This is a genomic window from Prochlorococcus marinus CUG1433, assembly GCA_017644425.1.
Classification (GTDB): Bacteria; Cyanobacteriota; Cyanobacteriia; order PCC-6307; family Cyanobiaceae; genus Prochlorococcus_A; species Prochlorococcus_A marinus_U.
The window spans coordinates 1270822-1295878 of the sequence record JAEPLN010000001.1 but is presented as its reverse complement, the minus strand read 5'-3'; the positions used below and the strand labels follow the sequence as shown (position 1 = coordinate 1295878).

Here is a 25057-nt window from a genome sequence, read left to right as displayed (position 1 = left end):
TTTTAGTTTTCAAACCTCTTAATTATTTTTTTTCCAATCTGTAAAATTTTACCTTCTAATTCATTTTTTGAATCAAAAACTAAATCAGGATTTAATACTTTCAGGCTATCAATTTTTACGCCCCCACCTTTAATAGATCTTTTGGATTCGCTGCTTGATTTGAAAAGTTTTAGGGCACTTAGCAAATAAAAAAACTTTACTGGAAAAACTATTTCTTTTAATGAAATCTCTGGTATTTCTCCAACTTTTTCTTTGTGTCCAAGAAATAATTTTTCGCAGTTTGATTGCGCTTTTAATGCTTCTTCAGCCCCGTGGAATAAAGTAGTAACTTCTAAAGCCATTCTTCTCTGTAATTGACGAGGATTTGAGTTTCCAAGAGAACTTAAATCTAATTCAGTAAGTAATTCAAAATAGGTAGGTATTATATCGTCGGGTACTTTTTCTAATTTTGAATACATTGAAAGTGGATCATCAGTCAAACCGACGGTGTTAAATTCAGATTTACTCATCTTCTTTATGCCATCTAAACCTGTCAATATTGGCAACAGAACACCATATTGAGGTTTTTGTTTAAAATGCCTTTGAAGATCTCTTCCTATTGCAATATTAAATTTCTGATCTGTCCCTCCAAGCTCAATATCTGATTGGACAATCACCGAATCGTAACCTTGCAATAGTGGATATAAGAATTCATGCAAAGCAATTGGAACTTGTGAAGTGTACCTTTTATTAAATTCCTCCTTAGCAAGCATTTGACTAACTGTTGCACTCCCCATTAATTCAATTATCGAATTAAGATCTAGTCCTTTTAACCATTCACTGTTATATCTAATTTCTATTCTATCTTTTGAATCAAAATCTAAAATTGATTCATTAGCTGGTTTACCCATTCCTAGCTGGGTTAGGTATGTTTTTGCATTTTCCTTAACTTGTCTTTCCGACAACTGCACTCTTGTTTTGTTTTTTCCAGTTGGATCTCCAATTTGAGCTGTAAAATCTCCAATAATTAAAACAGCAACATGTCCATTATCTTGAAATGCCCTAAGTTTTTTGAACAATATGCTGTGCCCAAGATGAATATCTGTTCCAGTTGGATCGATTCCGAGTTTAACCCTTAATTTTTTATTTTTTATTTTCGCATTATCAATTATCTCCGAAAAAGTCTGATCTGTTCCCTTAATTGGGAAATATTCTTCTATTCCTCTTGAGAGCCATGATGGCAATATTAAATTATCTGACATGAAGCTTTAACCGTTAAATTTAAGAAGTTTTATCAAGTTCATCCTTCATTCTTATTAAGGTTTTATTCATCTGATCGAACATTTGATCAGGAGTAATTCCAAATTGACTTAACTGTGTCTTTAATTGTTCTACTGTCATTTTGGCTTGAAAATCTTCAGACAATTCAAATCTCTTCATAAAAACCTTATAACGATCCATAAGAGATTCCATTCTTTTTATAAACATCTTTTTTCCCTCTCTGTCAAATTTTCCATAATCAGAACCAAGTTTCATAAGTTCTTGGTAATCTGTAAAAAGCTTTTTAGCTTCTTCTTGAACTATGTCTGACTCAAAGAATCCCATTTCTATTTTTACTTCGCAAGATTGAGGCTTAACTACAAGATAACAAGAATCTTTTAAATTGATTAGAACATTAATAAATTTTAGTTTATAAATAATTCTTTGATTTATATTTTTTCAGAATTAGATTTAGTAAATATATTTCATAGATTAAATATTGGAAAAATTCAATGTAAATAATATTTCAAGCCAAAATAGACAATTTGAATTATTTGGTTCAAATGTAAATACATCAATTAATTTTCAACACTCAAACAATCTAAAAATCAAAGGGGACATCCTAACTGAATGGAGAAATAGAATACATAATCACCAATTAAAAATTTCAAAAGATGCAAAAAATAAAACTTTGCACCAAACAAGTCTTCCTATAAATACAATTTCCAAAGAAAAAAAAATTGATCCCTTTTCCCTGCAGCCATTATCATTGAACTTTTGGAGAACCAATCAATATATACACAATGGTCCAGCAATGTATTTTGTAATTGACTCGATGGAGAGTTCTAAAATCATTCTTTATATTGGAGAAACAAACTTAGCAAACAAAAGATGGAAGGGAGAACATGACTGTAAAAATTATCTCATGAACTACAAAGAAGCCCTAAACCATAACAACCTCTCAAGTAACCAAGATATTCGTTTCTTCTTAGATGTACCTAAAGAAGTAAAGTTAAGACGTAAATTAGAACAGCAACTGATATATTTATGGTTACCACCTTTTAATAAAGAAACCCGAGAAAGGTGGGCAACTACTTTCACAAACAACTAAAAGTTAATTAAATCCACTTTACAAATGCAATTTTCCACATTCCAAAAAAATCTAGATAACTGGCAAGGTAGTTCGTTAATTTTTGGAGTTTTTGAGGAAGAAATTGCAAGTCAACTTGAAAACATAAAATTTGTTGTTGACCCAAAATTATTACTAAAAAAAGTTAATCAAAAAAAATTCAAAGGAGAAAAAGGGGAAACTTTAAGCTTTGAATTTTTAGATCAAAAATTAGAAAATTTAATCATAATTGGTCTTGGTAAATCGAAAGATCTAAATAAAATTGATATAGAAAACTCCATAGGAAATCTAATTAGGAAAACTGTTGATAAAAATGAAAAAATCAGCTTCTTGCTACCTTGGGAATTAATAAATTCAAAACTAGAAATAAATCAATTAGCGGAATCAGTCAGATTATCTGCCTATAAGGACAATAGATTCAACAAGAAAAAAAGTGAAGAGAAAGTTCTCAAAGAAATAGAGTTTTTGAATTTAAAGAAATTTGAAAATATTAGTTTTGAAGAGGCAGCAAAAATATGTGAAGGCGTAGAACTAGCCAGAAGACTGGTAGCTGCCCCTCCAAATAGTCTTACGCCAAAGGAAATGTCTATGCAAGCTTCTCAAATAGCTAAAGAACATGATTTGGAAGTAAAAATTTTAGAGGCAAAAGAATGTGAAGATTTAGGAATGGGTGCATATTTAGCTGTAGCAAAAGGTTCAGATTTAGATCCTAAATTTATACATCTTACTTTGAAGTCAGAGGGGCCTATAAAAGAAAAAATTGCGCTTGTTGGAAAGGGTTTAACCTTTGATTCTGGAGGATACAATCTGAAAGTAGGAGCCTCTCAAATTGAAATGATGAAATATGATATGGGAGGAAGCGCTGCAGTTTTAGGTGCAGCAAAAGCACTTGGAGCAATAAAACCAAAAGGGCTAGAAATACATTTTATTGTTGCAGCTTGCGAAAACATGATCAATGGATCTGCAGTACATCCTGGAGATGTAGTTAAGGCATCTAATGGTAAGACAATTGAAATAAATAACACTGATGCAGAAGGCAGACTCACATTAGCTGATGCTTTAACTTACGCATCCAATTTAAAACCAGATTCAATAATAGATCTCGCCACTTTAACAGGAGCTATTGTTGTTGCATTAGGGAATGATGTAGCTGGATTCTGGAGCAATAATAACGATCTGGCAAATGATCTAAAAGCTGCATCATCTCAGGCTGGAGAAGAATTATGGCAAATGCCTTTACAAAAATCTTATAAAGACGGGTTGAAGTCTCATATAGCTGACATGAAAAATACCGGTCCAAGAGCAGGTGGGTCAATAACCGCTGCTTTGTTTTTAGAAGAGTTCTTTGATAAAGAAATTAAATGGGCACATATTGATATTGCTGGAACTTGTTGGACTGATAAGAATAAGGGGATTAATCCTGCAGGTGCAACCGGTTTTGGAGTTAAAACCCTTGTAGAGTGGATTAAAAATAAATAATTAATTAGTCTAAGATTATTCAGCCCAAAGATTTGTTGATCTAGCATTATCCTCCCATAATTTATCCAACCTCTGATCTCTCCCACATGAGAATCTATAGAACTTATATTTTAATTCATTTCTCTCAGCAAAATCCTGATGATATTCTTCAGCTAACCAAAATTGACCTTTTGGTTTTAGTTCTACAGATATTTTTTCTAACGGCACTCGTAACTCATTAGAGGCCGAAATAATTGCATTTTTTGCAACACTTTCCTCAGTTTCATCTTTGAAAAAAATCACTGGCCTATAAGAATCTCCACGATCACAAAATTGACCCTTGGCGTCCAAAGGATCAATATTTCTGAAATAGAGTCTGAGTATATCGGGTAAAGTTACGAGTTGGGAATCATAGTCCACCAAAACAACTTCCTGATGTCCTTCATGATTTTCGTAGCTAGGATTTTGCAAATCTCCCCCAGAATAGCCACTTTGCACAAAATTCACCCCCTTTAGTGACTCTAGATCATGTTCTAAACACCAAAAACAACCTCCTGCAAGAATCAATTCCTCGGCAAAAGTGTTTAGAGGGTTAAAAAATATTGAAAGAGCAATTATTAGAGGTAAGAAATATTTCATCTTTTTATTATAAAGTTCAAATAATAAAATTAATTATCTCTTTAGCAGCTCTCTTTACTACGCCCTCCTCACCTAATTCTTTTTTTAAAAAAGCATAACCTTTTTTTATTTTTATTTTTTCTGACTTTCCATCAAGAATCCTACAAGATTTATAAAAGATTTTCTTTTCGTCAAACTCTCTCTGTACATACTCAGGGATTATTAATTTGTTAACTAACAAATTTACTGGGGAGATAAATCTTACTTTGAAATTTAGAATTTTTTTAGCAATAAAAGCTGTAACTCTACTTACTCGATAACCAACAATCTGAGGGATTCCATATAAAGCTAGTTCCATATTAACTGTTCCAGATTTGCAAAGAGCTATTTTTGAAAGTGAATAAATATAAGGCTTTAATCTTGCATTATCTTTTTGAGAAATCACTTGACCTTTGACTTGATATTTTCTGAGGGCCTTTTTTAATCTTTCATCAAAAACTTTCCTACAGGAAGGGATAAAAACAACTAAATTTGGATATTTGTGCTGTAATTTTCTAGCCGCCAACAGAAAAGTTGGTAATATATATTTCAATTCTTGAGATCTTGATGCGGGCATTAAAAGAAGAATATTTTGATCTGGGCGAAGACTTAGAATATTACGAGCATCTTTCTTTAAAGGCAGATTTTTTATTAAGTCAATCATTGGATGTCCAACCCACATAACATTTCCACCCCTCTTTTTATAAAAAGCTGCCTCTTTCTTAAAAATCGCAAAAATTTTATCAGAAAAATTTATTAAATTTGTCGTGGTATTATTCCCAATCCTCCATGCCCATTCTTGTGGAGCAATATAGTAAAAAATTGGAATTTTAATCTTGGATCTTTTTAATTTTATTCCAATTTTGATATTGGGACCCATGTAATCAATCAAAATTAAGCAATCTGGGGGATATTTTCTCAGTAACTTGTAAAATCTATTTTGAATTCTAATTGTCGGAAAAATAAGAGGTAAAGCCTCCCAAATTCCTATTGCACTAATTGAAGTTGTATCTTGAAGAATTTTTACACCTTCTTTCTTCATACTTTCCCCACCTAATCCACAAATTTCTAAATCTATAGATTTTTTTTTGGCTTCATCAAATAAGGCTTTTGATAAAAGACTACCGTGCAAATCCCCAGAGACTTCTCCAGTACTTATAAATATCTTTTTATTCATAAATTAATTAAAGGCATTGGGCCTCTTCTTTGCTTAGAAATTGATTCTTTTAAGAAACTGCATAATTTTGAAGATGAAAGATCTAATTCTCCTCTCATTGCTTTTTCTAATGAATTTGAAATCGGATCATTAGATTTAAAAAGAAGATTCCAAGTATTTTGAAGTATCTTTAAGTCAAAATCTTTGTTTTCCATCAAACCACTTCTTTTAATTCCAATCCGATTCAAACCTCTCAATCTGCCTGGATGTCCCTCAGCCAAACAAAAAGGAGGAACGTCCCTATCTACTCTAGTCATTCCTCCAATCATCGCTAGATAACCAATGTGCACAAATTGATGGATACCTAAGCAGCCACCAATAATTGCTTTATCTTCTACTTTTACATGCCCCGCGACTTGGACACTATTTGACAAAACAATTCCACTACCAAGTTCACAATTATGACCTATATGAGTATAAGCCATTAACAAATTATTATTTCCAATAATAGTTTTTTCTCCTTCATCAGTTGCCTTGTTAATAGTTACACATTCTCTAAAAGTATTATTATCTCCAATAATCACTTCAGTAGAAGCACCTTTATATTTAAGATCTTGGGGATCAAGACCTATAAAAACATTTGGAAAAACTTTATTATTATTACCAATTCGAGTTCTTCCAGTAATAACAGCATTAGGTCCTATTTCAGTTCCTTTCCCGATAGTTACATTAGGTCCCACAATAGCTCCTTGAGAAACGAGCACCCCATCATCTAAATCAGCGTTAGGATCAACAAAAGCGTTTGGGTGAACTCTTACACCAATAAGGCTTGAATTAAATTCAGTATTTTTATTTTCCATATCTCTAATCAACTAATGAAAACATCAACTCTCCAGCACAAACCAAATTCCCATCAACATGTGCCTCACCTTTAACCTTGCCAAATCTTTGTCTTTTAATACTTAGCAATTCACAAGTAATTATTAATTGATCTCCAGGTACAACAGGTTTTCTGAATTTAACATTATTTATTCCTGCAAAGACAAAAAGTCCTTTAGGAAGATTGGGCATTTGAGTTACAATTATTCCCCCAACTTGAGCCATTGATTCGACTATAAGAACTCCTGGCATTAAGGGCCTCTCAGGGAAGTGTCCTTGAAATTGAGGTTCATTTATAGTTACATTTTTAACTGCAATAGCACGTTCCCCAGGAATATTCTCTATGACTTTATCAACTAGAGCAAAAGGATATCTATGGGGTAACAAACCAAGGATGTTCTCAGAGGACAATTGATTATTTTCAATGGATAATTTCTTTTCCAAAACAATTAGAGATAAAGTTAATTTTTCAAAGATGAGGCCAATAAAGCATTTAAAGCATGTGATCCTTTATAAACTAAAATTTGGGCCTTAGGTAACCCTACCAAAGACAAGTCCCCAATCAGGTCTAAAATTTTATGTCTTATTGGTTCATTATCAAATCTTAATGGTGGATTAACCCATTCATCACCATCGCAAACAAGAGCATTTTCCAAACTTCCTCCTTTTATTAATCCAAGTTCACTTAATTCTTGGAATTGATCCTTAAAACCAAATGTTCGTGCCGGAGCAATCATTTCAACGAAACTTTTTGGATTTAAATCAATCACAAAAGTTTGATTTCCAATTGCTTTATATGAAAAACTTATAGTGGATATAATTGAGGTCTTATCAGAGGGAGTTAATGCAATAACTGAGTCATCTTTATTTAAAATTATTGGTTTATTAATCTCACGAAAAAAATTATCTGGTGTAGGTGCCTTTTTTATCCCTACTTCTTCAAAAGCTTTAACCCAATGAATTGCCGAACCATCTAAAAGCGGAATCTCCTTACCATCGACTTCAATATGTATATAATTTAATCCACACCCAGCCATTGAAGATAATAAATGCTCAATGGTATATAAATTTCTCCCTCCTAATTTAACTGCCGTACAAAGCATTGTACTTCCAATTAAATCTTGAGTCAGTTTAAAAACCTCATTGGGTTTATCCTTGAAAGAAACATAATATCCTTCTTTTTCATATGAAGAAATTGTAACTCTCGTTTTCTCTCCACTATGAAGACCTATACCTTCTCTGGAGAAGGCCCCAGCCAAGGTATAACAAGAATCATAATTAGTAGGCCAAGAAAACACTTAAAACTTCCATCCAACTCCAAGTGTATATCTCCAGTCTCCACTAAGTTCTTTAGTGGCAACATCTAACCTTAGTGGACCAATTGGTGTTTTAATTCCAACTCCTCCTCCCAGCGAATACCCTGAACCAGATTTCTTCAATAACTTACCAGGTTTTCCTGGGACATCTTTTTGTGACCCTAGATCGCTACCCGCATCTACGAATAAAGCTCCCGATAACATTCTCCAAATAGGAAATCTATACTCTACTGTACCCTCAACAAAACTTTTACTCACGGCTAAATCACAGGATGCCCAACCTCTAACAGATGATGTACCTCCCATACAAAAGGCTTCATAAGGAGGCAGTTCCCCAAGAATAGTTCCCGCCTTAAATTGAAAACCAATGGCTTGAGGACAGTCTTCACTTGAAGACTTACTAGACTTACAATCTTTGGTTAAATTTATGAATTTTGTTGGCAAAAAGTATGAATACGAAGCTCGCATTCTATTGAAAGTTGGAGAGTTTTTCCCTACCGAAACAAACTGTTCTGTGCCAAAGGTTAATTTATTTCCTGAAGTTGGGTTTACAGAATTGTTCAAATTATTTCTAGATGTACTCGCAATAAAACTTACTAAAGTATTTTCCACAGGACATGAACCATCATTTGCGGTGAATCCAATGCAAATAATATCGCTAATATTGCCTGTGGATGGGGTCATATCGCCATAAGGTTTTTTATTGCCACTTCCATCAATCATTTTTACCTTCTTAAAATTCATACCTGCGAGAACTCTCCATTTAGCCAACTTAAATGGATCACCACCATTTAGAGGCCTCGAGAAAGAAAACCCACCACCAGTTTTTTCTAAAACTATTGATGAAAAAGTATCAGTTGTTGAAGTAGTTGTATCATCTACAGCGTATATGCGACCATTATTTTCACTTCTAAATTCTTGTGGATAATCTCTACTTAGAAAAACATTTGTTCTAAAAGAAGTTTTATGTTTATCTCCCTTAATCCATGGATCTGTTAAAGAAAAATTATAGGTTGTAGAATATTCCCCAAAATTTAGATTTATATTTGTAGACCATGCTCTCCCTAGTGCATTGGTTTCCTGCAAGCCAATAGTGGCAAAAATACCTGAGCTATTACTGTAACCAATTCCACCTGTTAATGATCCTGTTCTTTGCTCGCTTAAATCAAGAAAAATAATGACTTGGCCAGGATTTGAATTATCAGGTCCAAGAGATACCTTAACATCATCAAATAATGATGTACCATATAATCTACTTATATCAGCTTCTAAAATTTTCCTATTAAAGATGGTCCCAGGTTGTGTTTTTAACTCCCTTTTAATGACCCAGTCTTTTGTTTTCCCTTTTCTAGGTTTTCCATCGACAATAGATTCACCATCAGAGCCTAAAAACCTTAACTTTATCTCAGATATAATACCTTCAGAAACATTTAATGTTACTATCCCGTTTTCTGAGATTCTATCTGGACCATTTATTCTGGCAAGAGAATAACCTTCATTTTCATAGCGCTTTTTTATAATTTCAATTTTATTTTGCAATTCATTTAAGTTAAGTGTTGTGCCATAAAAATTGCTAAAAATTTCATCCACATATGCACTTGAAATGACAGAATCATTTGGTTTGAGCTCAACTTTCTTTAATATTGGATTAGGTACTACATTCACTATTAGTCTTACTCCTAATGGGCCATCTTGAGACTTTATTTTAACTCCTGAAAACCAACCACTAGCGTATATAGCATTTAGATCTTTATTTAAAATTTGATTGTCAACAATACTTCCAGGCTTGATACTCATAGAATCATATGCAGCCAATTCAAGCTTTCTACCCTCAGGATGATTTTCCCAACCTTCGATTATTATTTCTGAGATGAGGACTCTTTCTTGGTCAATATCTTTTTTATTTTCTACAACAAATATATTCTGTTCCAGTTTGATATCTGACTCTTGAAAAAAACCTTTTTTAAAACTCTTTAAATCTAAATCTGTGAATGATTGATCTACGTTTTTCTGCAAATACTTAGCAGCTAATTCTGAATTATTAGATATCAAAATCAAAGGAGAAAAAGCAATATTTGTTAAAACCTTGCTAAATTTTAAAAAATGTTTTTTCATAGTATTTCGTATTAAGGTAAATAAAACATTATTTATTGACAGAGTTAATTGGAATCATTTATTCTCCGGTTGATTTCACTATAAGCTTCAATTAAACCACCCAAATCATTTCGAAATCTATCTTTGTCTAAGCTTACTATCATATCATTTTTCTGATTCATATCCCATAATCTACAATTATCAGGACTTATTTCGTCCCCTAAAAGAATATTATTTTTCATATCATAACCAAACTCCAGCTTGAAATCTACAAGGTTTAGCTGATTTTTTTTAAAGAAGCTTTTAAGAATATCATTAACTTTTAAAGTTAAATCTATTATCAGGTCTAAATCTTTAGAGCTTAGTATGTTCATTAATTCAATTCTATCTTTTGTAATTAGTGGGTCATTAAGTTCATCATTTTTAAGATAAATATCAATTAATGGTTTAGCCAAGACCGTTCCCGGTTTAATAGTAGTTTGTTTACACAAAGAGCCATAAGCAGTATTCCTTAGAACAATTTCCAAGGGAATTACTTTCATTTTTTGTGCAATTATTGTATTTTCACTTTTAAGTTCAAGAAAATGAGTTGGAATATTATTCTTTATAAGCAGTTCAAAAATTCTTGCACTTATGAGGCAATTTAATTTGCCTTTCCCCAAAAATTTAGCTTTTTTTAAAGCATTAAAAGCTGTAGCATCGTCTTTAAATTCAATAATTACTTTATCTTCATCTTCATGAGAAAAAACTTTTTTTGCTTTACCTTCATAGATCAATTTATATTTATTATTCATAAATTTAAGACCCCATTTAATTACTAAAAGTATTATTTTTAATTAACATATTAATTAGAGAACTGCTTTCAAACAATTAGTTCTATTTTAACTGATTATTCATCGAAACCTAATGACCTTCATGAAATAAATTTATGAATATAAATTCAACAAGTTCTAAGAAACTCAGTAAATTAGAAAATATTTTAATTATTGGTAATGGTGGGAGAGAAAATTCGTTGGCTTGGGCCATTCAAAAAAATGAATTAGTTAAAAAAGTTTATTTAATGCCAGGCAACGCTGGATCAGCAAGAATAAATAAATGTGAAAAAATAAAAATTGATGTGAACAATAAAAAAGATTTAGTAAAAAAGCTTCAAATTTATAAAATAGATTTAATTGTCATAGGTCCAGAAATACCTTTAGCAGATGGATTAGCAGATTTTCTTCGCAAAAAAGAATTTAAAGTATTTGGACCCTGTAAAAATGGAGCCAAATTAGAATATAGCAAGTCTTGGGCAAAAGAATTTATGCAAGACGCAAATATTCCAACCGCAAAATTTTGGAAAGTAAATTCTCTAGAACAAGCCAAAAAAATTATTGATTTATCAACTACTCCACTAGTAGTGAAAGCGGATGGTCTAGCTTCGGGTAAAGGTGTTTTTATTCCTGATTCAAAAGATGAATGTTTAAGAGCCACAGAAACAATCTTCAGTGGCAAGTTTGGAGATTCAGGGAATATAGTAGTTTTAGAAGAAAAGATTGAGGGCCCAGAAGTATCAGTTTTCGCTTTATGTGATGGGGAAAGATATGTATTACTTCCAACCGCGCAGGATCACAAACGTCTTAATGAGAAAGATAAAGGCCCAAATACAGGTGGGATGGGGGCTTATTCACCTGCCCCGCTAATATCAGAAGATTATCTTAATAGAATTATTAAAGAGATAATTGAACCAACAATAAATGAACTAAATAAAAAAAATATTGACTATAAAGGTGTAATTTATTTTGGATTAATGATCACAAAATCCGGTCCCAAAGTAATAGAATATAACTGTAGATTTGGTGATCCAGAATGTCAGACGATAATGCCTTTGATGGACAAAAATTTTGTATTTCTTTTAGATAAATGTTCAATGGGAAATTTAAGTGGCAACGAAAGAATTGATACTTCTAATAAAGTTAGTGGTTGTGTGATAGCTACCTCAAAAGGGTATCCTCATGAATATAAAACTGGATTACCAATTACAATAGGAAATATTGACACGAGTGATTGTCAAATTTTTGATTCAGGTACTTCTTTAAGTAAAACTGGGGAATTACTAACTGATGGAGGGAGAGTCTTAAGTATTGTCTGTCAAGACAAAGATTTCGATATGGTTTTTGAGAAAGCTTACAAGAATTTAAAAGAAATAAATTTTGATGGTATTTATTTTAGGAATGATATTGGCCACCAAGTGAGAAAAAACTTGTCTATGGGGAATTAATCATATGGTAGATACAAATAATCAAGAAGGTAGACAATATAGCATCACTGATTCTGAAGATCTTGATAATAACAATTGGACTAATAGATTACTTGCTTGGTGGAGTGGGTTTAGCTTAAGAACAAAATTGTTAGCCATAGCAACTCTCGTCGTAAGCCTACTAATGACAGGGATAACTTTTTTTGCATTAAATAGTATTCAGAGAGATGCAGGAATGAACGATACTAGATATGCTCGAGATCTTGGTTTGTTATTATCAGGCAATGTCACAGAATTAGTTGCAAATAACCAAAAAAAGGAGATTGCAAATGTAGCTGAAAAGTTTTGGAGATCAAGTCGAAATCTACGATACATATTTTTTACTGATGCTGAAGACATAGTTCAACTTGGTATACCAATCAGTGCTACTCCAACAAGTTCTGATAATCAGTTCCAGCTAACTAGAAGGCTGAAATTACCATCAGAATTAAAAAAAAGACCCCAATTTCCTCTTGTCAGGCAGCATGTTACACCTCAAGGCCAAGTAACAGATGTTTTTGTACCAATGTTGTGGAAAGGGAAATATCTTGGAACTTTAGCTTTAGGAGTTACTCCAAATAAAAAAGCTTTAGCAAGTGCTGCTCTAACAAGAGAAGTTACAATAGCAGTCTTTATTTCTATTTGGGTTTTAGTAATACTTGGTGCTGTCTTTAATGCACTAACAATAACAAGGCCGGTAAGAGAATTAGTAAGAGGCGTTAGGGAAATTTCGAAAGGAAACTTTAAATCCAGAATTTCTCTACCTATGACAGGAGATCTAGGAGAACTTTTAAATGGATTTAACAGAATGGCAACTCAGCTAGAAAATTATGACGAGGCAAATATCGAAGAACTCAAAGCAGCTCAAATAAAACAACAATCATTAATTGCCACTATGGCTGATGGTGCAATACTATTAGACTCTGAGGGAAAGATTGTACTAACTAATCCAACAGCAAAAAGATTATTTCGTTGGGAAGGAAGATTTTTAGAAGGAAAATATTTTTTAAATGAGATACCCGAAATTTTATCAAATGACTTACATACAAATATAGAATCTATTTTTAATAGAGAAAAAGAGAAAGATGATTTGAGATTTAGCCTTGGAGAGCCAGCTAGAACTTTAAGAATTGTTTTACAATCAGTTCTAGATACAAACAAAGTAGAATTAAAGGGAATTGCTGTCACCATTCAGGATTTAACTAGAGAGGTTGAATTAAATGCGGCACAAAACAGATTTATTAGCAACGTTTCCCATGAACTAAGGACACCCCTTTTTAATATTAAAAGTTACGTAGAAACTTTGCATGACTTAAAAGATCAGCTCACTAATGAAGAACAACTCGAATTTCTAGGTATTGCAAATTCAGAGACTGATAGGCTCACAAGACTCGTTAACGATGTATTAGATTTATCAAGATTGGAGTCAGGTAAAATAATTCAACTAGAGGAAATGGATATAAAGCCAGCAATAGAGCAGGCTCTTAGGAATTACAAACTTAATGCCATAGAAAAAAATGTTTCATTAGCTCATGATATTGAAGAAACTATCCCTTCAATTCTTGGGAATTTTGATTTACTTTTGCAAGTTTTTGATAATTTGCTTGGTAATGGGTTGAAATTTAGTCCCAAAAACAGCAACCTAATGATTAGAGCTTATACCTGGCCGGATTCCTGTCCTGCATTCCCGCCAAGCAATAGCGACAATGGAGCACCACAATGTGAGTTGGTTTCACCATTACCAAAAGTAAGAATTGAGATTGCTGACACTGGTTCAGGGATATCTCAGGCGGACCAAGAAAAGATATTTGATCGTTTTTATAGGGTCGAAAATTCCGTTCATACTGAGCAGGGAACGGGTTTAGGTCTATCTATAGTTAGAGGAATAATTGAGAAACATGGAGGAGAGATTCGTATGGCTAGTGAATTAGGAGTAGGAACAACATTTTGGTTTGATTTGGCCTTGGCACAATCTGATAAAGATGAATTATTGACTCAAACTATTAATAATACAGATACTTTTTCAGGATTATAAATTATCGAAATTATCTAATTATTATCTAATCCTTTAAAAATATTTTGAACATTTTGATCGGGAACAACTCTATGAGGGGCGCCGCTAAAAATCTGTTCAAAATTGGAAAAAGAATCCTTTATTTCAGGCCCTTGATTAGTAATAATAAATTCTCTTATTCGTTTATCATGCCATGATCCTCGCATTTTAAAAACATTTAAAGCTCTAGCCATCTCTCCTTTTATTTCAACATATTGGAGCAGTAATATGGTATCTGTAATTGTTGAGATATGAGAATCAGTAATAGAATGGCTTCCCATAAATTCCTCTGCAGTGTTAGTAAAAAAGCCAGCTATCTCTTCTTGTTTTGTATAACCCGTCACTGCAATTACAAACTGTCTAAATGCGTTCAAACTTACACCTCTGGCTAATGCAGAAAGAGAGTCTATTGCCATTCTTTTTGGTTTAAATTGATTAATTTGCGTTTTTATAATTTGCAAGTGATCCTCCAAACCAGTTGATTCAGGATATGCACAAATAATTTTTAATAAACCATCACTTTCCATCTTTTCAAAGTCTATTCCCCAACTCGTAGCATTTCTAAGCAATTGAGCCCTCGATTCTTCATATGCGAAAAGTATTGCTCTTTCATTGTTGTTATAAGCGTCTTCAACAAATTTTGATACAAGCATTGTTTTACCTGTACCAGTAGCGCCCGTGGCGAGGATAATCGAATCTTGAAAATAACCGCCTCCGCACATATCATCAAGATCTTTAACTCCAGAACTAATCCTAATATTTGAAGATCTTTGCGTAAGTCTCATTGCTCCAAGAGCAAACACACTTATTCCATCCATACCCATAGTAAATGGATATTCCCCTTTCATATGAACAGTTCCTCTTAACTTCAAAACTTCTAACGTTCTTCTTCTCTTCTCGGACTCTAAAACGTTTCTTAATAAGACAACATTATCAGAAACAAATTCTTCTACTCCATATCTAGCAATAGGACCATAATCATCAACCCTTTCTGTAGTCATAACAGTAGTTACACCTATTTCTTTTAATCTTGCTATCAGCCTAAATATTTCTCTTCTAACAACGTAAATAGCGTCATATTGTTGAAAAACAGCAGTAATTGAATCTATTGCAACTCTTTTGGCTTTATATTTTCTTATTGCGTAACTAATTCTCTCAATAAGACCTGACAAATCAAAGTTGCCCGCCACATCTTGGCCGTCAGGATCAGGAGAAGCATCCAATATAAATAACTTATTTTGATCAATTAATTCTTGTAAATCCCATCCAAAGCTAGCAGCATTTCTTATTATATCTAAAGGTGATTCTTCAAATGTAACGAAGATCCCAGGTTCATCGAAATTACAAATACCATGATGTAAGTATTGAAGAGAAAATACAGTTTTACCAGTCCCTGATGTCCCGCTAACGAGTGTACTACGAGATACTGGTAACCCACCTCTACAAACATCATCAAAGCCTTCTATACCGGTAGGTAATTTTTGTACTTGCATCTTATTTGATTTGCCAAATTTCTTATCTTTCATAGTTATGTACTAAAGAAACTTAAAAAAACAAAAATGCATTTTTCTTGTTTTTAAGATTTGGTTTAATTTATTTATCTCCACTATATTCAGTTTCTGTTAATTCATCAAAAAGTAGATCTAAACCAATTAGAACTTTCTCTCTATCAGAAAGGTCACCAATAATTTTCCGTACCGGGGGAGGTAAAATTTTAGCTAAAGTAGGGGTAGCCAAAATTTTATCTTCCTCTGCAAGTTGTGGCTGCTTAAGTACATCTATAACCTTCAAAGCATAAACCCCTTTAAATTCATTTTCTAATATTTCTCTTAAAGTATTTAAAGCTCTCATTGAATTAGGAGTATTTCCAGCAACGTATAATTTCAAAATATATGTTTTTCTTGCTGCCATAGTATATGGTTCCTCAATTGATAAAAAAGATTTTAAATAACCCTTGACTTATTACACTACAAAATAAGAAAATAAACAAACCATTATGATTACTTATTTGGTTTAATCAAATTAAAAATTTGAGCCAAGTGGTGTCTCTAAGATATGACTAATTCTAAAAACACCTCAAACAATTCTTCTGAAAGTAATGAATTGTATGCAATAGCAGAAACTTCAGGTCAACAATTTTGGTTCGAAGTTGATAGATACTATGACATAGACAGGTTAAATGCAAAAGAGAAAGACAAGATAATACTGGAAAAAGTTTTACTTTTAAAGGACAAAGAGTCTATAACTATAGGTAAACCTTACGTGAAAGACGCAAAAATTGAATTAGAAGTGGTCTCCCATAAAAGAGATAAGAAAATTCTTGTATACAAAATGCGTCCGAAAAAAAAGACAAGAAGAAAGATGGGACACAGGCAAGAACTGACAAGAGTTATGGTAAAATCTATATCAATAGGTAAAACAACTCCTAAGTCTTCTTCAAAAAAGGAAACTGTAAAAAAGGAAACTAAACCAAAATCCGAAAAATCAAACAATTAAACATTAAACACTTCTAATGGCACATAAAAAAGGAACAGGTTCTACAAGAAACGGAAGAGATTCAAATTCCAAAAGACTTGGTGTGAAAGCTTATGGAGGAGAAAAAGTAACTGCTGGATCAATCTTGATTCGCCAAAGAGGTACTTCTTTCCTTCCAGGAAATAATGTTGGGAAAGGTAAAGATGACACTCTTTTTGCGCTCAAAGAAGGAACAGTAAGTTTCGAAAGCATTAAAAGAAATTTAAGAAATAGAAAAAGAGTTAATGTAGTTATCTAATTTTCTTATAAGCTCTTGTAGTTATAAGAATAGGATGAAATACTTCTAAAAAATTTGATTGAAGAGTCTCAAAAAACTTTTCAACAATTTGAATATCGTCGATATGAAACGGATATTCATTTTTTTCTCCTTTAAAAAAATACCAATTAAATAAAGCAATAGAATTAGGATCCATAAACTCATTGAAAATCTCAATTTGAGAAGCTGGATCAGCAAGATGTTCCAAAACATCAAGGCAAATTATCGTATCAAATTTAGATATTTGTGTATCTTTAATTGTCTTACAAAAAGTAAGTTTTTTTTCGACTCCTAATTTCTTAGCCCTGTATTCAACAAAGTTTCTATTTGTCTCATTAATATCTACAAAAAAAACATGCTCAACTTTTGAAGACATAGCATTAGCTAGGGCATGCGTTCCAATACCTCCTCCAAAATCTAAAACCAAATCTCTCGAAAATCTCTGCTGAAGTTTTAACGTATCAGCGATGTAGTCCTTGCTTGTGATGTGCCAAGCAGCTAAATCAGCTACATGCCGATCTCCAACTATTTCAGTATAAAAATCTGAAACATCATTCAAAGCATCTCCAGGATGTGAATTTGCTAAATTCATCTTTGCATTTGCAAGGAATCCATCTAAATCACATTCTCTAATAGATAAGTATTCCATTAAATGTGATTTCAAATTAAAAGCATTTTCTAAAAACTCTTTTAAAATAAAATTATTGTTTTTCAATTTCTTTCTCTAAATTGCCAATATCAAAATCATAGGATGGTTATAAATCTTTCTCAAAGTATTCTTAATATTAAAAATGGAAACTAAAGATGGATTCTTAGTAATTAATAAAGATAAAGGATGTACTTCACATGATTGTGTTAAACAAATAAGGAAGTTACTTAATACGAAAAGGGTCGGTCACACAGGAACTCTTGACCCAGAAGTTACAGGGATATTACCAATCGCGATAGGCAGTGCAACAAGATTTATTCAATATCTCCCTCAGGGTAAAACTTACATAGGACAAATTAAATTAGGGATAAGAACTAACACTGATGATATTCACGGAGAAATAATTAATCAAAAAAGTTGGCCTAAAATCAGTGATGAAAAATTAGATCAATACTTAAATAGATTTAGAGGAATTATTAAACAAATTCCGCCGAAAGTATCTAGTGTGCACGTTAATGGTGAGAGAGCTTATAAAAAATCCTTCAGGAATGAAGTTTTTGAATTAGCCCCAAGAGAAGTAAAAATAGACGAACTTAATTTAATGAAATGGGACCAAATAAACGGAATCATAGAAATAAAAATCAAATGTTCAGTTGGCACATACATAAGAGCAATTGCAAGAGATATAGGTGAAATTCTTAATTCCGAGGGTTGCCTTCTACAACTAAAAAGAATTTCAGCTTGTGGCTTTGATGAACAAAACTCGATAAAAATATCTGATATCGAAAAAGGTAAAAAAAACTCAAAAAATTTCATTATTCCAACAATTTCTGCTCTTAATCACATTTCATCATTTGTCTTAAGTACAGAAGAACAAATCAATTTTTGGCAAACAGGAAGAGCAATTAGAGTTGATGTTAATTACTTCCAGGGAAACAAATCTTTTGACTACAAAAAACCTATAAAAGTAATAGATAAAAAACAAATACTACTTGGTATAGGTTTCTTAAATGAAGAGCAATCTAATATAAATCCAAAATTAGTCCTTAATGCAAAATGATTTTATAGGAAGTCTTTCCTGAAGGGTTGAATCTCTACACCCCTGTAAAAATGCTTTAATATTTTTTCAGCTTTTAGACCTTTTGATGCCATATATTTTGCACCCCATTGACTCATTCCTACTCCATGTCCAGATCCCTGCCCAAGAACTATTAACCCTTTTTTTGTAGATAATTCATTATTTAGATCTTCTTCAAAAAATTTAAATCTCACCAAATTACTTTTTAGGCCTAATCTTTTTCTTAAATCAACCCCAGACATTTTATAAGATCCATAAGCTCCAGAAAGCCTCACATTTTTTACCCTTCCTGTCTTTGTAATATTTAGAATCTCTATATTTTTCAATCCACCAATATTGGGGAATAAATTTGTTAATTCTTTGCTTGAAAATTTTCTTTGCCAACTAAATTTCGGATTTTTTTTATCAAAATCTTTAACACTTGATAAATAATGATATTCATTCTTCCATACATCTTGACTATTTTCTGTCATTCCTCCTGAACTACTATGAAAGACAGCATTAATTAATTTATTTTTATGTGTTAAGACCAAAGATCGTGTACTTCTAACAGCTCTGGTGGTTTTGTAAGTTCTTGACTCCAAGCCATTATAAACTTGATTTTTCTGAGTTGAGTCTATATCAAATAGATTATTTCCCTTTTGCTTTAAAGCATACGTTCTAGAAGCTATTGCTTGTGCTTTTAATGCTTCCATAGGCCATTTTGTTGGCATCTCTGCCCCAACCACACTACTAAGATATTTTTCAATTCTTAAAACATTAACTACCAATATTTCAGAATCAAGTATGAAGAGGTTAATTTTACCTGAAAATCTTTTCTGACCTACCCAAATACCTCTCCCGTCAGAAGATCTGATTTGAAATTTTTGATTATGTTTTAAATCATATTGTTCTTTTTTATTCTTATCAAAATATATAATTTTTCTATTTTGCTCATTTTTCAAAGTTAAACCTTTTACTTTTTTATTTGAGAAAATTTCTCCCTCTATAGTTAAAGGAATTGATTTATCTGATCTGATCCTTAAATTATTACTCTTTGATATCAAAACTCTAATTATTGGCTCTCTAGAAGCAAAAACTCTCTCACTCTGAAAAACGCAAATAAATAAAATACTAATAAAGCAATATTTAATATAATTATTTTTTAATTTAAGTATCACTTTGTTTAAAAACAAATGCTTAATTTGCCTAAGTTTGACTAAAAGTCTAAATTTAATCCAGATATAAAAATAAAAATATCATAAATAAGTGAATATCACCTTCTTAGGAACAAGCTCAGGAGTCCCATCCTTAACGAGAAATGTTTCTTCTCTAGCGCTTAAATTATCACAGTCATCAGAAGTTTGGCTTTTTGATTGTGGAGAAGGAACGCAACATCAAATAATGAAAAGCAATATTAAATCTTCACAAATCAAGAAAATATTTATTACACATATGCATGGGGATCATATTTATGGTTTGCCTGGACTTTTGGCTACCTTAGGTTTATCAGGAAATAGTGATGGTATTGCAATTTACGGTCCTTCAGAGTTACGGAATTTTATAAATTCAGCACTTAAAAGTAGTTTTTGTAAACTATCATTCCCATTGCATTTTGTGGAAGTTGAAAATTTTGCATCAAAGAATAAAATTCTATTTGAAAACAACAAAATAAAAGTAAATTGCGCCTGCCTTAAACATAAAATACCTGCTTATGGTTATAGAGTGAGTGAAAAAGATAAGCCAGGTATATTTGATATCAAAAAAGCACAGTCTCTAAAAATAGCACCTGGACCAATTTATTCAGAACTGCAACAAGGTAAAAAAGTCGTATTAGCAGATGGTAGGACATTTGATGGGAAAGAATTCTGTGGACCCCCTAGAAAGGGTGAAAGTTTTGTTTATTGCACAGATACAATCTTTAGCGAATCAGCTGTTTCACTATCAAAAAATGCCGATTTACTCGTACATGAATCGACTTTTTCAGAGGAGGATGAAAGCATGGCATACGAAAAATTACATTCCACAACAATCATGGCTGCCAAAACAGCATTATTATCTAACGCAAAAAAATTAATTATTACTCATTTAAGTCCAAGATATACCAAAAAAAACGCAATTACACCAACCGATTTGCTTAAAGAAGCTCAAAAAGTTTTTCCAAATACTCAGCTTGCAAAAGATTTTCTAACGGCAGAAATAAAATAAACTGCAACAGTTCGTTAGAAGAGGAGTCGTAAATGACCAACCCATGGAATAATAGTCATAGGTTTTCTATATTGATGTTGATCGAAATGGTCTCTATTTTTTCATCACTACATAAGTCTTTCAAAAGACTATTTATTTTTCTTCCATTAATTATTGGGTTACTTATTAATCCAATATCTGCAAACGCACTCTATCCTAGTGATCCTTCATCAGTGGATGGATTGAAAGAAGATCTTCATGGAGCAGATCTTCAAAATAATGAATTTGTAAAATATGATTTATCTTATCAAGATTTAGGAGAGGCTAATCTTCAAGGCGCCTATATGAGCGTGACAACTGCGAAGAATTCTAGTTTCAAAAGCGCCAATATGAAAGATCTTATTGCATATGCTGTACGTTTTGATAATGCTGATTTATCTGATGCGAATCTTACAAATGGTGAGCTAATGAAAAGTGTTTTTGATGGAGCAATTATAGATGGAGCAGATTTTACAGATGCAAATCTTGATCTTTCTCAGAGAAAATCATTATGTGAAAGAGCTAGTGGAACTAACCCACAAACTGGAGTTAATACAATTGATAGTCTTGAATGTACTGGCTTAAAAGGTTACATGCCACCAAAGCCAAAAGCATAAGATTCAAAGCTAACTAACTTAAGATGGGAAGATATTACCAGGCTCTTTTGAGTCTGGTTTTTTGCTGTACCACCATTCTTGTATATCAGAAGAAAACTTCTTTGAAAAAAGTGTAATTACAGTTTCAACAGGTTTTGATCCAGGCTCCAAAATCTGAACTGAGTAAGATGGGCATTTTCGTGAAGCCATATCAGCAACGAACCTAGAGCCTATTCTTCTCCAACTAGGCTCCTTACTTCTCCAAGCAAGTCTTGAACAGGGCCAGGGTAACTCTTCCCTATCATATAATCTGCAACATGGTCCAATTACCCTATAACTGTACTGACCTCCATAACTTGATTGAACACTGCCAGTCTTAAACAATTCAAAATTATTCATCCATAAAAAAAGCCACCTTTATAGAGGGTGGCAGAGAAATAATAAATAATCAACTTTGAAAAGTTAATTTTTTATAATTAATACAATTCTTCCTCAGCATGAGTTGTAATTGTTACGTCAGATGTTGGATAAGCAACACATGTAAGCACAAAACCAGCTTCTAGTTGATCATCATCCAAGAAACTTTGATCTGATTGATCAACACTACCTGAAGTAACTTTTCCAGCACATGTTGAACATGCTCCAGCTCTGCAGGAATAAGGAAGGTCGATACCTTGCTCTTCAGCAGCATCAAGGATGTACTGGTCATCAGGTACTTCGATAGTTGAATTAAGACCTTCACCTTCGTTGATGAGTGTAACTTTGTAAGAAGCCATTTAAATAAAAAATTGTTGGTAGTTAATACCTATCAAATACATTTTTAACATCGATTGGGTCGATATGTGAGATTTTGAAGTAAAAAATGACACAATAAAATGTATTAATGAGTATTTATAAGAAAAACTTATGTCTGGGTTGATTAGCTGGATTTTTGAGCATAAATGCATGCCCAATCTTTTCTAGTTGATACATCCAATAATTTCAAGTTATTTTGAATTAATATTTTTATAATTTCATCTTTTTGTGAATTTAGAATTCCACTGAAAATTACTTCCCCATTGTTTCTCAAACATTTATAGATATTTGGAATCATTTCTTTTATTACTTCAGCAAGAATATTACATAAAACAAAATCAAAATTTTTTAGTTGATATTTTAAAACCACCTCATTAAAAGATCCCAAATATGTATTTAAGTTTCTTAAATTACCGAAATTTAGTTGAAAATTAGAGTTAGTTGAATTTATAGCTAGATAATCATTATCCACTGCACAAACCCCCTTAGCACCAAGCAATCTTGCGGCAACGCTCAAAATCCCGCTACCACTACCAATATCTAAAACCTTTTTATTAGAAAATAAAATATTTTCCATTCTTTCCAAGCATAGATATGTCGAAGGGTGGCCTCCAGTGCCAAAAGCTGCTCCAGGATCAATTTTTATGATTTGTTTATCTTTAAATTTTTCATTTAGATTTATCCAACAAGGTAATATTAAAAAATGGTTTCCTACTAATTCAGGGGACCAATATTTCTTCCAGCTTGTCAACCAATCCTCCTCTTTAATTATACTCCATTCAAAAAATTGATTCTTAGAGGAATTAATGTTTAAAAGTTTGCTAATTATTTGTTCAAAACTAGATCTAGAAATATCGTCCCATTCATCAATTGGAAGCCATATATTAACGTCTTTTTTGTTTTCATTTTTTACTAAATATTCAAATGAAAAACTAAAGATTCCCAGCTCGTTTAATTTCCAAATAATAATTTCTTCTGAATCACTTCCTATCTGAAAAGTAAGTTTATACCAATCTTTTGTTGCCATTATATAGGTTCAATCTTTTTATAAAGTAACTGGATTAGCGTTAGTAATTCCCTCGACTTCAACAATTGTGTCAAGCAACTTATTAGGGATTGGATCATCAATACTTAGAACCATAACAGCTTCTCCTCTAACAATTTTGCGCCCAACTTGCATTGAGGCAATATTTACATTATTGCTCCCCAATAAAGAACCAAGCTTGCCAATAATACCAGGCATATCTCTATGCCTAGTAACCAACATATATCTACTGGGCGATACATTAACAGGATATTGATCAATACTAATAATTCTTAATTCCCCATCAGCAAAAATGCTTCCCGCTACACTATGGTCGCCATTATCACCATAAGTAGTTAATTGAAGCGATCCACTCGCAAATTCAGGCCTTGCCTCATCTTTACTCTCGACTACTGAAATACCTCTTGAATCTGCTTCTAGAGAAGCATTCACATAATTGATCCTATCTCCCAAAGCTTTACTTAGAAGACCTTTTAGACTTGCAATAATTAATGGCTGTGAAGGGTGTTGAACAAATTCACCTTGAAGCTTTACTTCTAGTTTCTGTATCTGTCCACCTGCAAGCTGGCTTATAAGTAGACCCATTGTTTCAGCCAATTGCAAATGAGGTTTTAGACTATCCATAATATCAGGGCTCAAACCTGGTATGTTTACTGCAGTTCTCGCTGATAAGCCAAGCAAGACATCTCTGATTTGTTCTGCAACGTCAACAGCTACATTTTCTTGTGCTTCCCGAGTAGATGCTCCTAAGTGAGGGGTAAGAATAAGATTCTTTTCTACCTTCAAAAGTGGTGAATTAGATTCCAGAGGTTCTTTTGAAAAGACATCTATTGCAGCCCCTCCAATAAATGATTTATTTAAAGCCTCTGCTAATGCTTCTTCGTCAATCAAGCCTCCTCGAGCACAATTAATTAATTTTGCGCTACTTTTCATACTTTTAAGCACCTTCATATTTACTAAATTCTCTGTCTCTGGTGTCCTAGGTAAATGCAAAGTTACATAATCGGATTGTTGAAATAAATCCTCTAGTTCAGATAGCTTAACTTGTATTTGTTGAGCTCTTTCAGTTGAGACAAAGGGATCATATCCGTAAACTTCCATTCCTAATGCATTAGCAACTTTCGCTACATGAGCACCAATTTTCCCTAAACCTACTACACCTAATTTTTTCTTATAAAGCTCATTCCCAACAAATTTCTTTCTTTCCCATTTACCCAACAAAGTACTACTATTAGCAACTGGAATATTTCTAGATAAGGCCAACATCATAGCTATTGTATGTTCAGCAGCAGCTATCGTATTACCTCCTGGAGAATTAACAACTAGAACTCCCTTTTGCGTGGCAGCCTTGACATCTACATTGTCTACTCCAACTCCTGCTCTTCCAATTATTCTCAGTTTACTTGAAGAGTTAATAATTTCTTCAGTCACTTGAGTACCTGAGCGAATCATTAAAGCATCATAATCTTTAATAATGGAAGCCAACTCAGAGTCTGAGATTCCTATCTTCTGATCAACCTGAGCAACTTGTGAAAGAATATCGATTCCTGTTTGATCAATTGGATCTGTAATGAGAACTTTTGTCATTTAAGATTGGTTCTTTAATCTTTTACTTTAACTTAATCTATAGTGTATGTAT

26 protein-coding genes are annotated in these 25057 nt (G+C 32.6%); 9 read left to right on the top strand and 17 right to left on the bottom strand.

What is annotated here, in order from left to right; translation table 11 throughout:
• Positions 1–2: 2 nt before the first annotated feature.
• Both JJ842_07350 and JJ842_07345 read right to left on the bottom strand, forming a co-directional pair.
• The gene (locus JJ842_07350; protein MBO6971727.1) at positions 3–1241 is read right to left on the bottom strand and encodes a tyrosine--tRNA ligase; all 1239 of its coding nucleotides are present in this window, start codon (positions 1239–1241) and stop codon (positions 3–5) included.
• Positions 1242–1260: 19 nt separating this feature from the next.
• Entirely contained in the window at positions 1261–1584 is a 324-nt protein-coding gene (locus JJ842_07345) for a DUF1825 family protein (protein MBO6971726.1), read from the bottom strand.
• A 154-nt stretch (positions 1585–1738) separates the two neighbouring features.
• On the opposite strand from JJ842_07345, the gene JJ842_07340 reads away from it, so the two are divergent.
• Complete coding sequence (locus JJ842_07340) at positions 1739–2350, top strand: hypothetical protein (protein ID MBO6971725.1); 612 nt, start codon at positions 1739–1741, stop codon at positions 2348–2350.
• 24 nt (positions 2351–2374) lie between these two features.
• Positions 2375–3847: a leucyl aminopeptidase gene (locus JJ842_07335; GenBank protein ID MBO6971724.1), complete on the top strand. Its 1473-nt coding sequence runs from the start codon at positions 2375–2377 to the stop codon at positions 3845–3847.
• Between the two features lie 15 nt (positions 3848–3862).
• On the opposite strand, the gene msrA is transcribed toward JJ842_07335, so the two are convergent.
• From msrA to JJ842_07300, 7 genes are read right to left on the bottom strand one after another with little or no spacing between them, the layout of a single operon-like run.
• Complete coding sequence (gene msrA / locus JJ842_07330; GenBank protein MBO6971723.1) at positions 3863–4465, bottom strand: peptide-methionine (S)-S-oxide reductase MsrA; 603 nt, start codon at positions 4463–4465, stop codon at positions 3863–3865.
• Positions 4466–4481: 16 nt separating this feature from the next.
• Entirely contained in the window at positions 4482–5660 is a 1179-nt protein-coding gene (gene lpxB / locus JJ842_07325) for a lipid-A-disaccharide synthase (GenBank protein MBO6971722.1), read from the bottom strand.
• The gene (gene lpxA, locus JJ842_07320; protein ID MBO6971721.1) at positions 5657–6499 is read right to left on the bottom strand and encodes an acyl-ACP--UDP-N-acetylglucosamine O-acyltransferase; all 843 of its coding nucleotides are present in this window, start codon (positions 6497–6499) and stop codon (positions 5657–5659) included. Before lpxA ends, lpxB begins: the two co-directional genes overlap by 4 nt.
• 4 nt (positions 6500–6503) lie before the next feature.
• Entirely contained in the window at positions 6504–6962 is a 459-nt protein-coding gene (fabZ, locus tag JJ842_07315; GenBank protein MBO6971720.1) for a 3-hydroxyacyl-ACP dehydratase FabZ, read from the bottom strand.
• Between the two features lie 17 nt (positions 6963–6979).
• Complete coding sequence (locus tag JJ842_07310) at positions 6980–7816, bottom strand: UDP-3-O-acyl-N-acetylglucosamine deacetylase (GenBank protein ID MBO6971719.1); 837 nt, start codon at positions 7814–7816, stop codon at positions 6980–6982.
• Complete coding sequence (locus JJ842_07305) at positions 7817–9949, bottom strand: BamA/TamA family outer membrane protein (protein ID MBO6971718.1); 2133 nt, start codon at positions 9947–9949, stop codon at positions 7817–7819. It abuts the gene before it with no gap.
• Between the two features lie 44 nt (positions 9950–9993).
• Positions 9994–10722 (bottom strand): phosphoribosylaminoimidazolesuccinocarboxamide synthase, encoded by a 729-nt coding sequence (locus JJ842_07300; protein MBO6971717.1) that lies wholly within the window; start codon positions 10720–10722, stop codon positions 9994–9996.
• A 134-nt stretch (positions 10723–10856) separates the two neighbouring features.
• Between JJ842_07300 and purD the strand changes: the two genes are divergently transcribed.
• Together purD and JJ842_07290 are read left to right on the top strand one after the other, a co-directional pair.
• Positions 10857–12188 carry a phosphoribosylamine--glycine ligase gene (gene purD / locus JJ842_07295; protein ID MBO6971716.1) on the top strand — a complete coding sequence of 444 codons (1332 nt, stop codon included), beginning with the start codon at positions 10857–10859 and terminating at the stop codon, positions 12186–12188.
• A 4-nt stretch (positions 12189–12192) separates the two neighbouring features.
• Positions 12193–14241 carry a HAMP domain-containing protein gene (locus tag JJ842_07290; GenBank protein ID MBO6971715.1) on the top strand — a complete coding sequence of 683 codons (2049 nt, stop codon included), beginning with the start codon at positions 12193–12195 and terminating at the stop codon, positions 14239–14241.
• Positions 14242–14255: 14 nt separating this feature from the next.
• On the opposite strand, the gene kaiC is transcribed toward JJ842_07290, so the two are convergent.
• Both kaiC and kaiB read right to left on the bottom strand, forming a co-directional pair.
• Positions 14256–15785 (bottom strand): circadian clock protein KaiC, encoded by a 1530-nt coding sequence (gene kaiC, locus JJ842_07285; GenBank protein ID MBO6971714.1) that lies wholly within the window; start codon positions 15783–15785, stop codon positions 14256–14258.
• Positions 15786–15852: 67 nt separating this feature from the next.
• Positions 15853–16170 carry a circadian clock protein KaiB gene (gene kaiB / locus JJ842_07280; protein MBO6971713.1) on the bottom strand — a complete coding sequence of 106 codons (318 nt, stop codon included), beginning with the start codon at positions 16168–16170 and terminating at the stop codon, positions 15853–15855.
• A gap of 144 nt (positions 16171–16314) precedes the next feature.
• On the opposite strand from kaiB, the gene rplU reads away from it, so the two are divergent.
• Complete coding sequence (gene rplU, locus JJ842_07275) at positions 16315–16755, top strand: 50S ribosomal protein L21 (protein MBO6971712.1); 441 nt, start codon at positions 16315–16317, stop codon at positions 16753–16755.
• Positions 16756–16771: 16 nt separating this feature from the next.
• Positions 16772–17032, top strand: coding sequence for a 50S ribosomal protein L27 (gene rpmA, locus JJ842_07270; GenBank protein MBO6971711.1), 261 nt, complete (start codon positions 16772–16774; stop codon positions 17030–17032).
• On the opposite strand, the gene JJ842_07265 is transcribed toward rpmA, so the two are convergent.
• Positions 17025–17699, bottom strand: coding sequence for a methyltransferase domain-containing protein (locus JJ842_07265; GenBank protein MBO6971710.1), 675 nt, complete (start codon positions 17697–17699; stop codon positions 17025–17027). The two genes, rpmA and JJ842_07265, sit on opposite strands and share 8 nt — an antisense overlap.
• Before the next feature lie 142 nt (positions 17700–17841).
• On the opposite strand from JJ842_07265, the gene truB reads away from it, so the two are divergent.
• Positions 17842–18759 (top strand): tRNA pseudouridine(55) synthase TruB, encoded by a 918-nt coding sequence (truB, locus tag JJ842_07260; protein ID MBO6971709.1) that lies wholly within the window; start codon positions 17842–17844, stop codon positions 18757–18759.
• Positions 18760–18761: 2 nt separating this feature from the next.
• On the opposite strand, the gene JJ842_07255 is transcribed toward truB, so the two are convergent.
• Positions 18762–19937, bottom strand: a complete 1176-nt coding sequence (locus tag JJ842_07255) for a SpoIID/LytB domain-containing protein (GenBank protein MBO6971708.1) — start codon at positions 19935–19937, stop codon at positions 18762–18764.
• Between the two features lie 88 nt (positions 19938–20025).
• Between JJ842_07255 and rnz the strand changes: the two genes are divergently transcribed.
• Together rnz and JJ842_07245 are read left to right on the top strand one after the other, a co-directional pair.
• The gene (gene rnz, locus JJ842_07250; GenBank protein MBO6971707.1) at positions 20026–20964 is read left to right on the top strand and encodes a ribonuclease Z; all 939 of its coding nucleotides are present in this window, start codon (positions 20026–20028) and stop codon (positions 20962–20964) included.
• Positions 20965–21038: 74 nt separating this feature from the next.
• On the top strand, positions 21039–21599 hold the full coding sequence (locus tag JJ842_07245; protein ID MBO6971706.1) for a pentapeptide repeat-containing protein: 561 nt from the start codon (positions 21039–21041) through the stop codon (positions 21597–21599).
• An 18-nt stretch (positions 21600–21617) separates the two neighbouring features.
• Here JJ842_07245 and JJ842_07240 read toward each other — a convergent pair whose 3' ends face one another.
• From JJ842_07240 to JJ842_07225, 4 genes are all read right to left on the bottom strand, one after another.
• The gene (locus tag JJ842_07240; protein ID MBO6971705.1) at positions 21618–21977 is read right to left on the bottom strand and encodes a hypothetical protein; all 360 of its coding nucleotides are present in this window, start codon (positions 21975–21977) and stop codon (positions 21618–21620) included.
• A 77-nt stretch (positions 21978–22054) separates the two neighbouring features.
• The gene (locus tag JJ842_07235; GenBank protein MBO6971704.1) at positions 22055–22354 is read right to left on the bottom strand and encodes a 2Fe-2S iron-sulfur cluster binding domain-containing protein; all 300 of its coding nucleotides are present in this window, start codon (positions 22352–22354) and stop codon (positions 22055–22057) included.
• Between the two features lie 143 nt (positions 22355–22497).
• Complete coding sequence (locus JJ842_07230; protein ID MBO6971703.1) at positions 22498–23400, bottom strand: 50S ribosomal protein L11 methyltransferase; 903 nt, start codon at positions 23398–23400, stop codon at positions 22498–22500.
• An 18-nt stretch (positions 23401–23418) separates the two neighbouring features.
• The gene (locus tag JJ842_07225) at positions 23419–25005 is read right to left on the bottom strand and encodes a phosphoglycerate dehydrogenase (protein ID MBO6971702.1); all 1587 of its coding nucleotides are present in this window, start codon (positions 25003–25005) and stop codon (positions 23419–23421) included.
• Between the last annotated feature and the right edge of the window lie 52 nt (positions 25006–25057).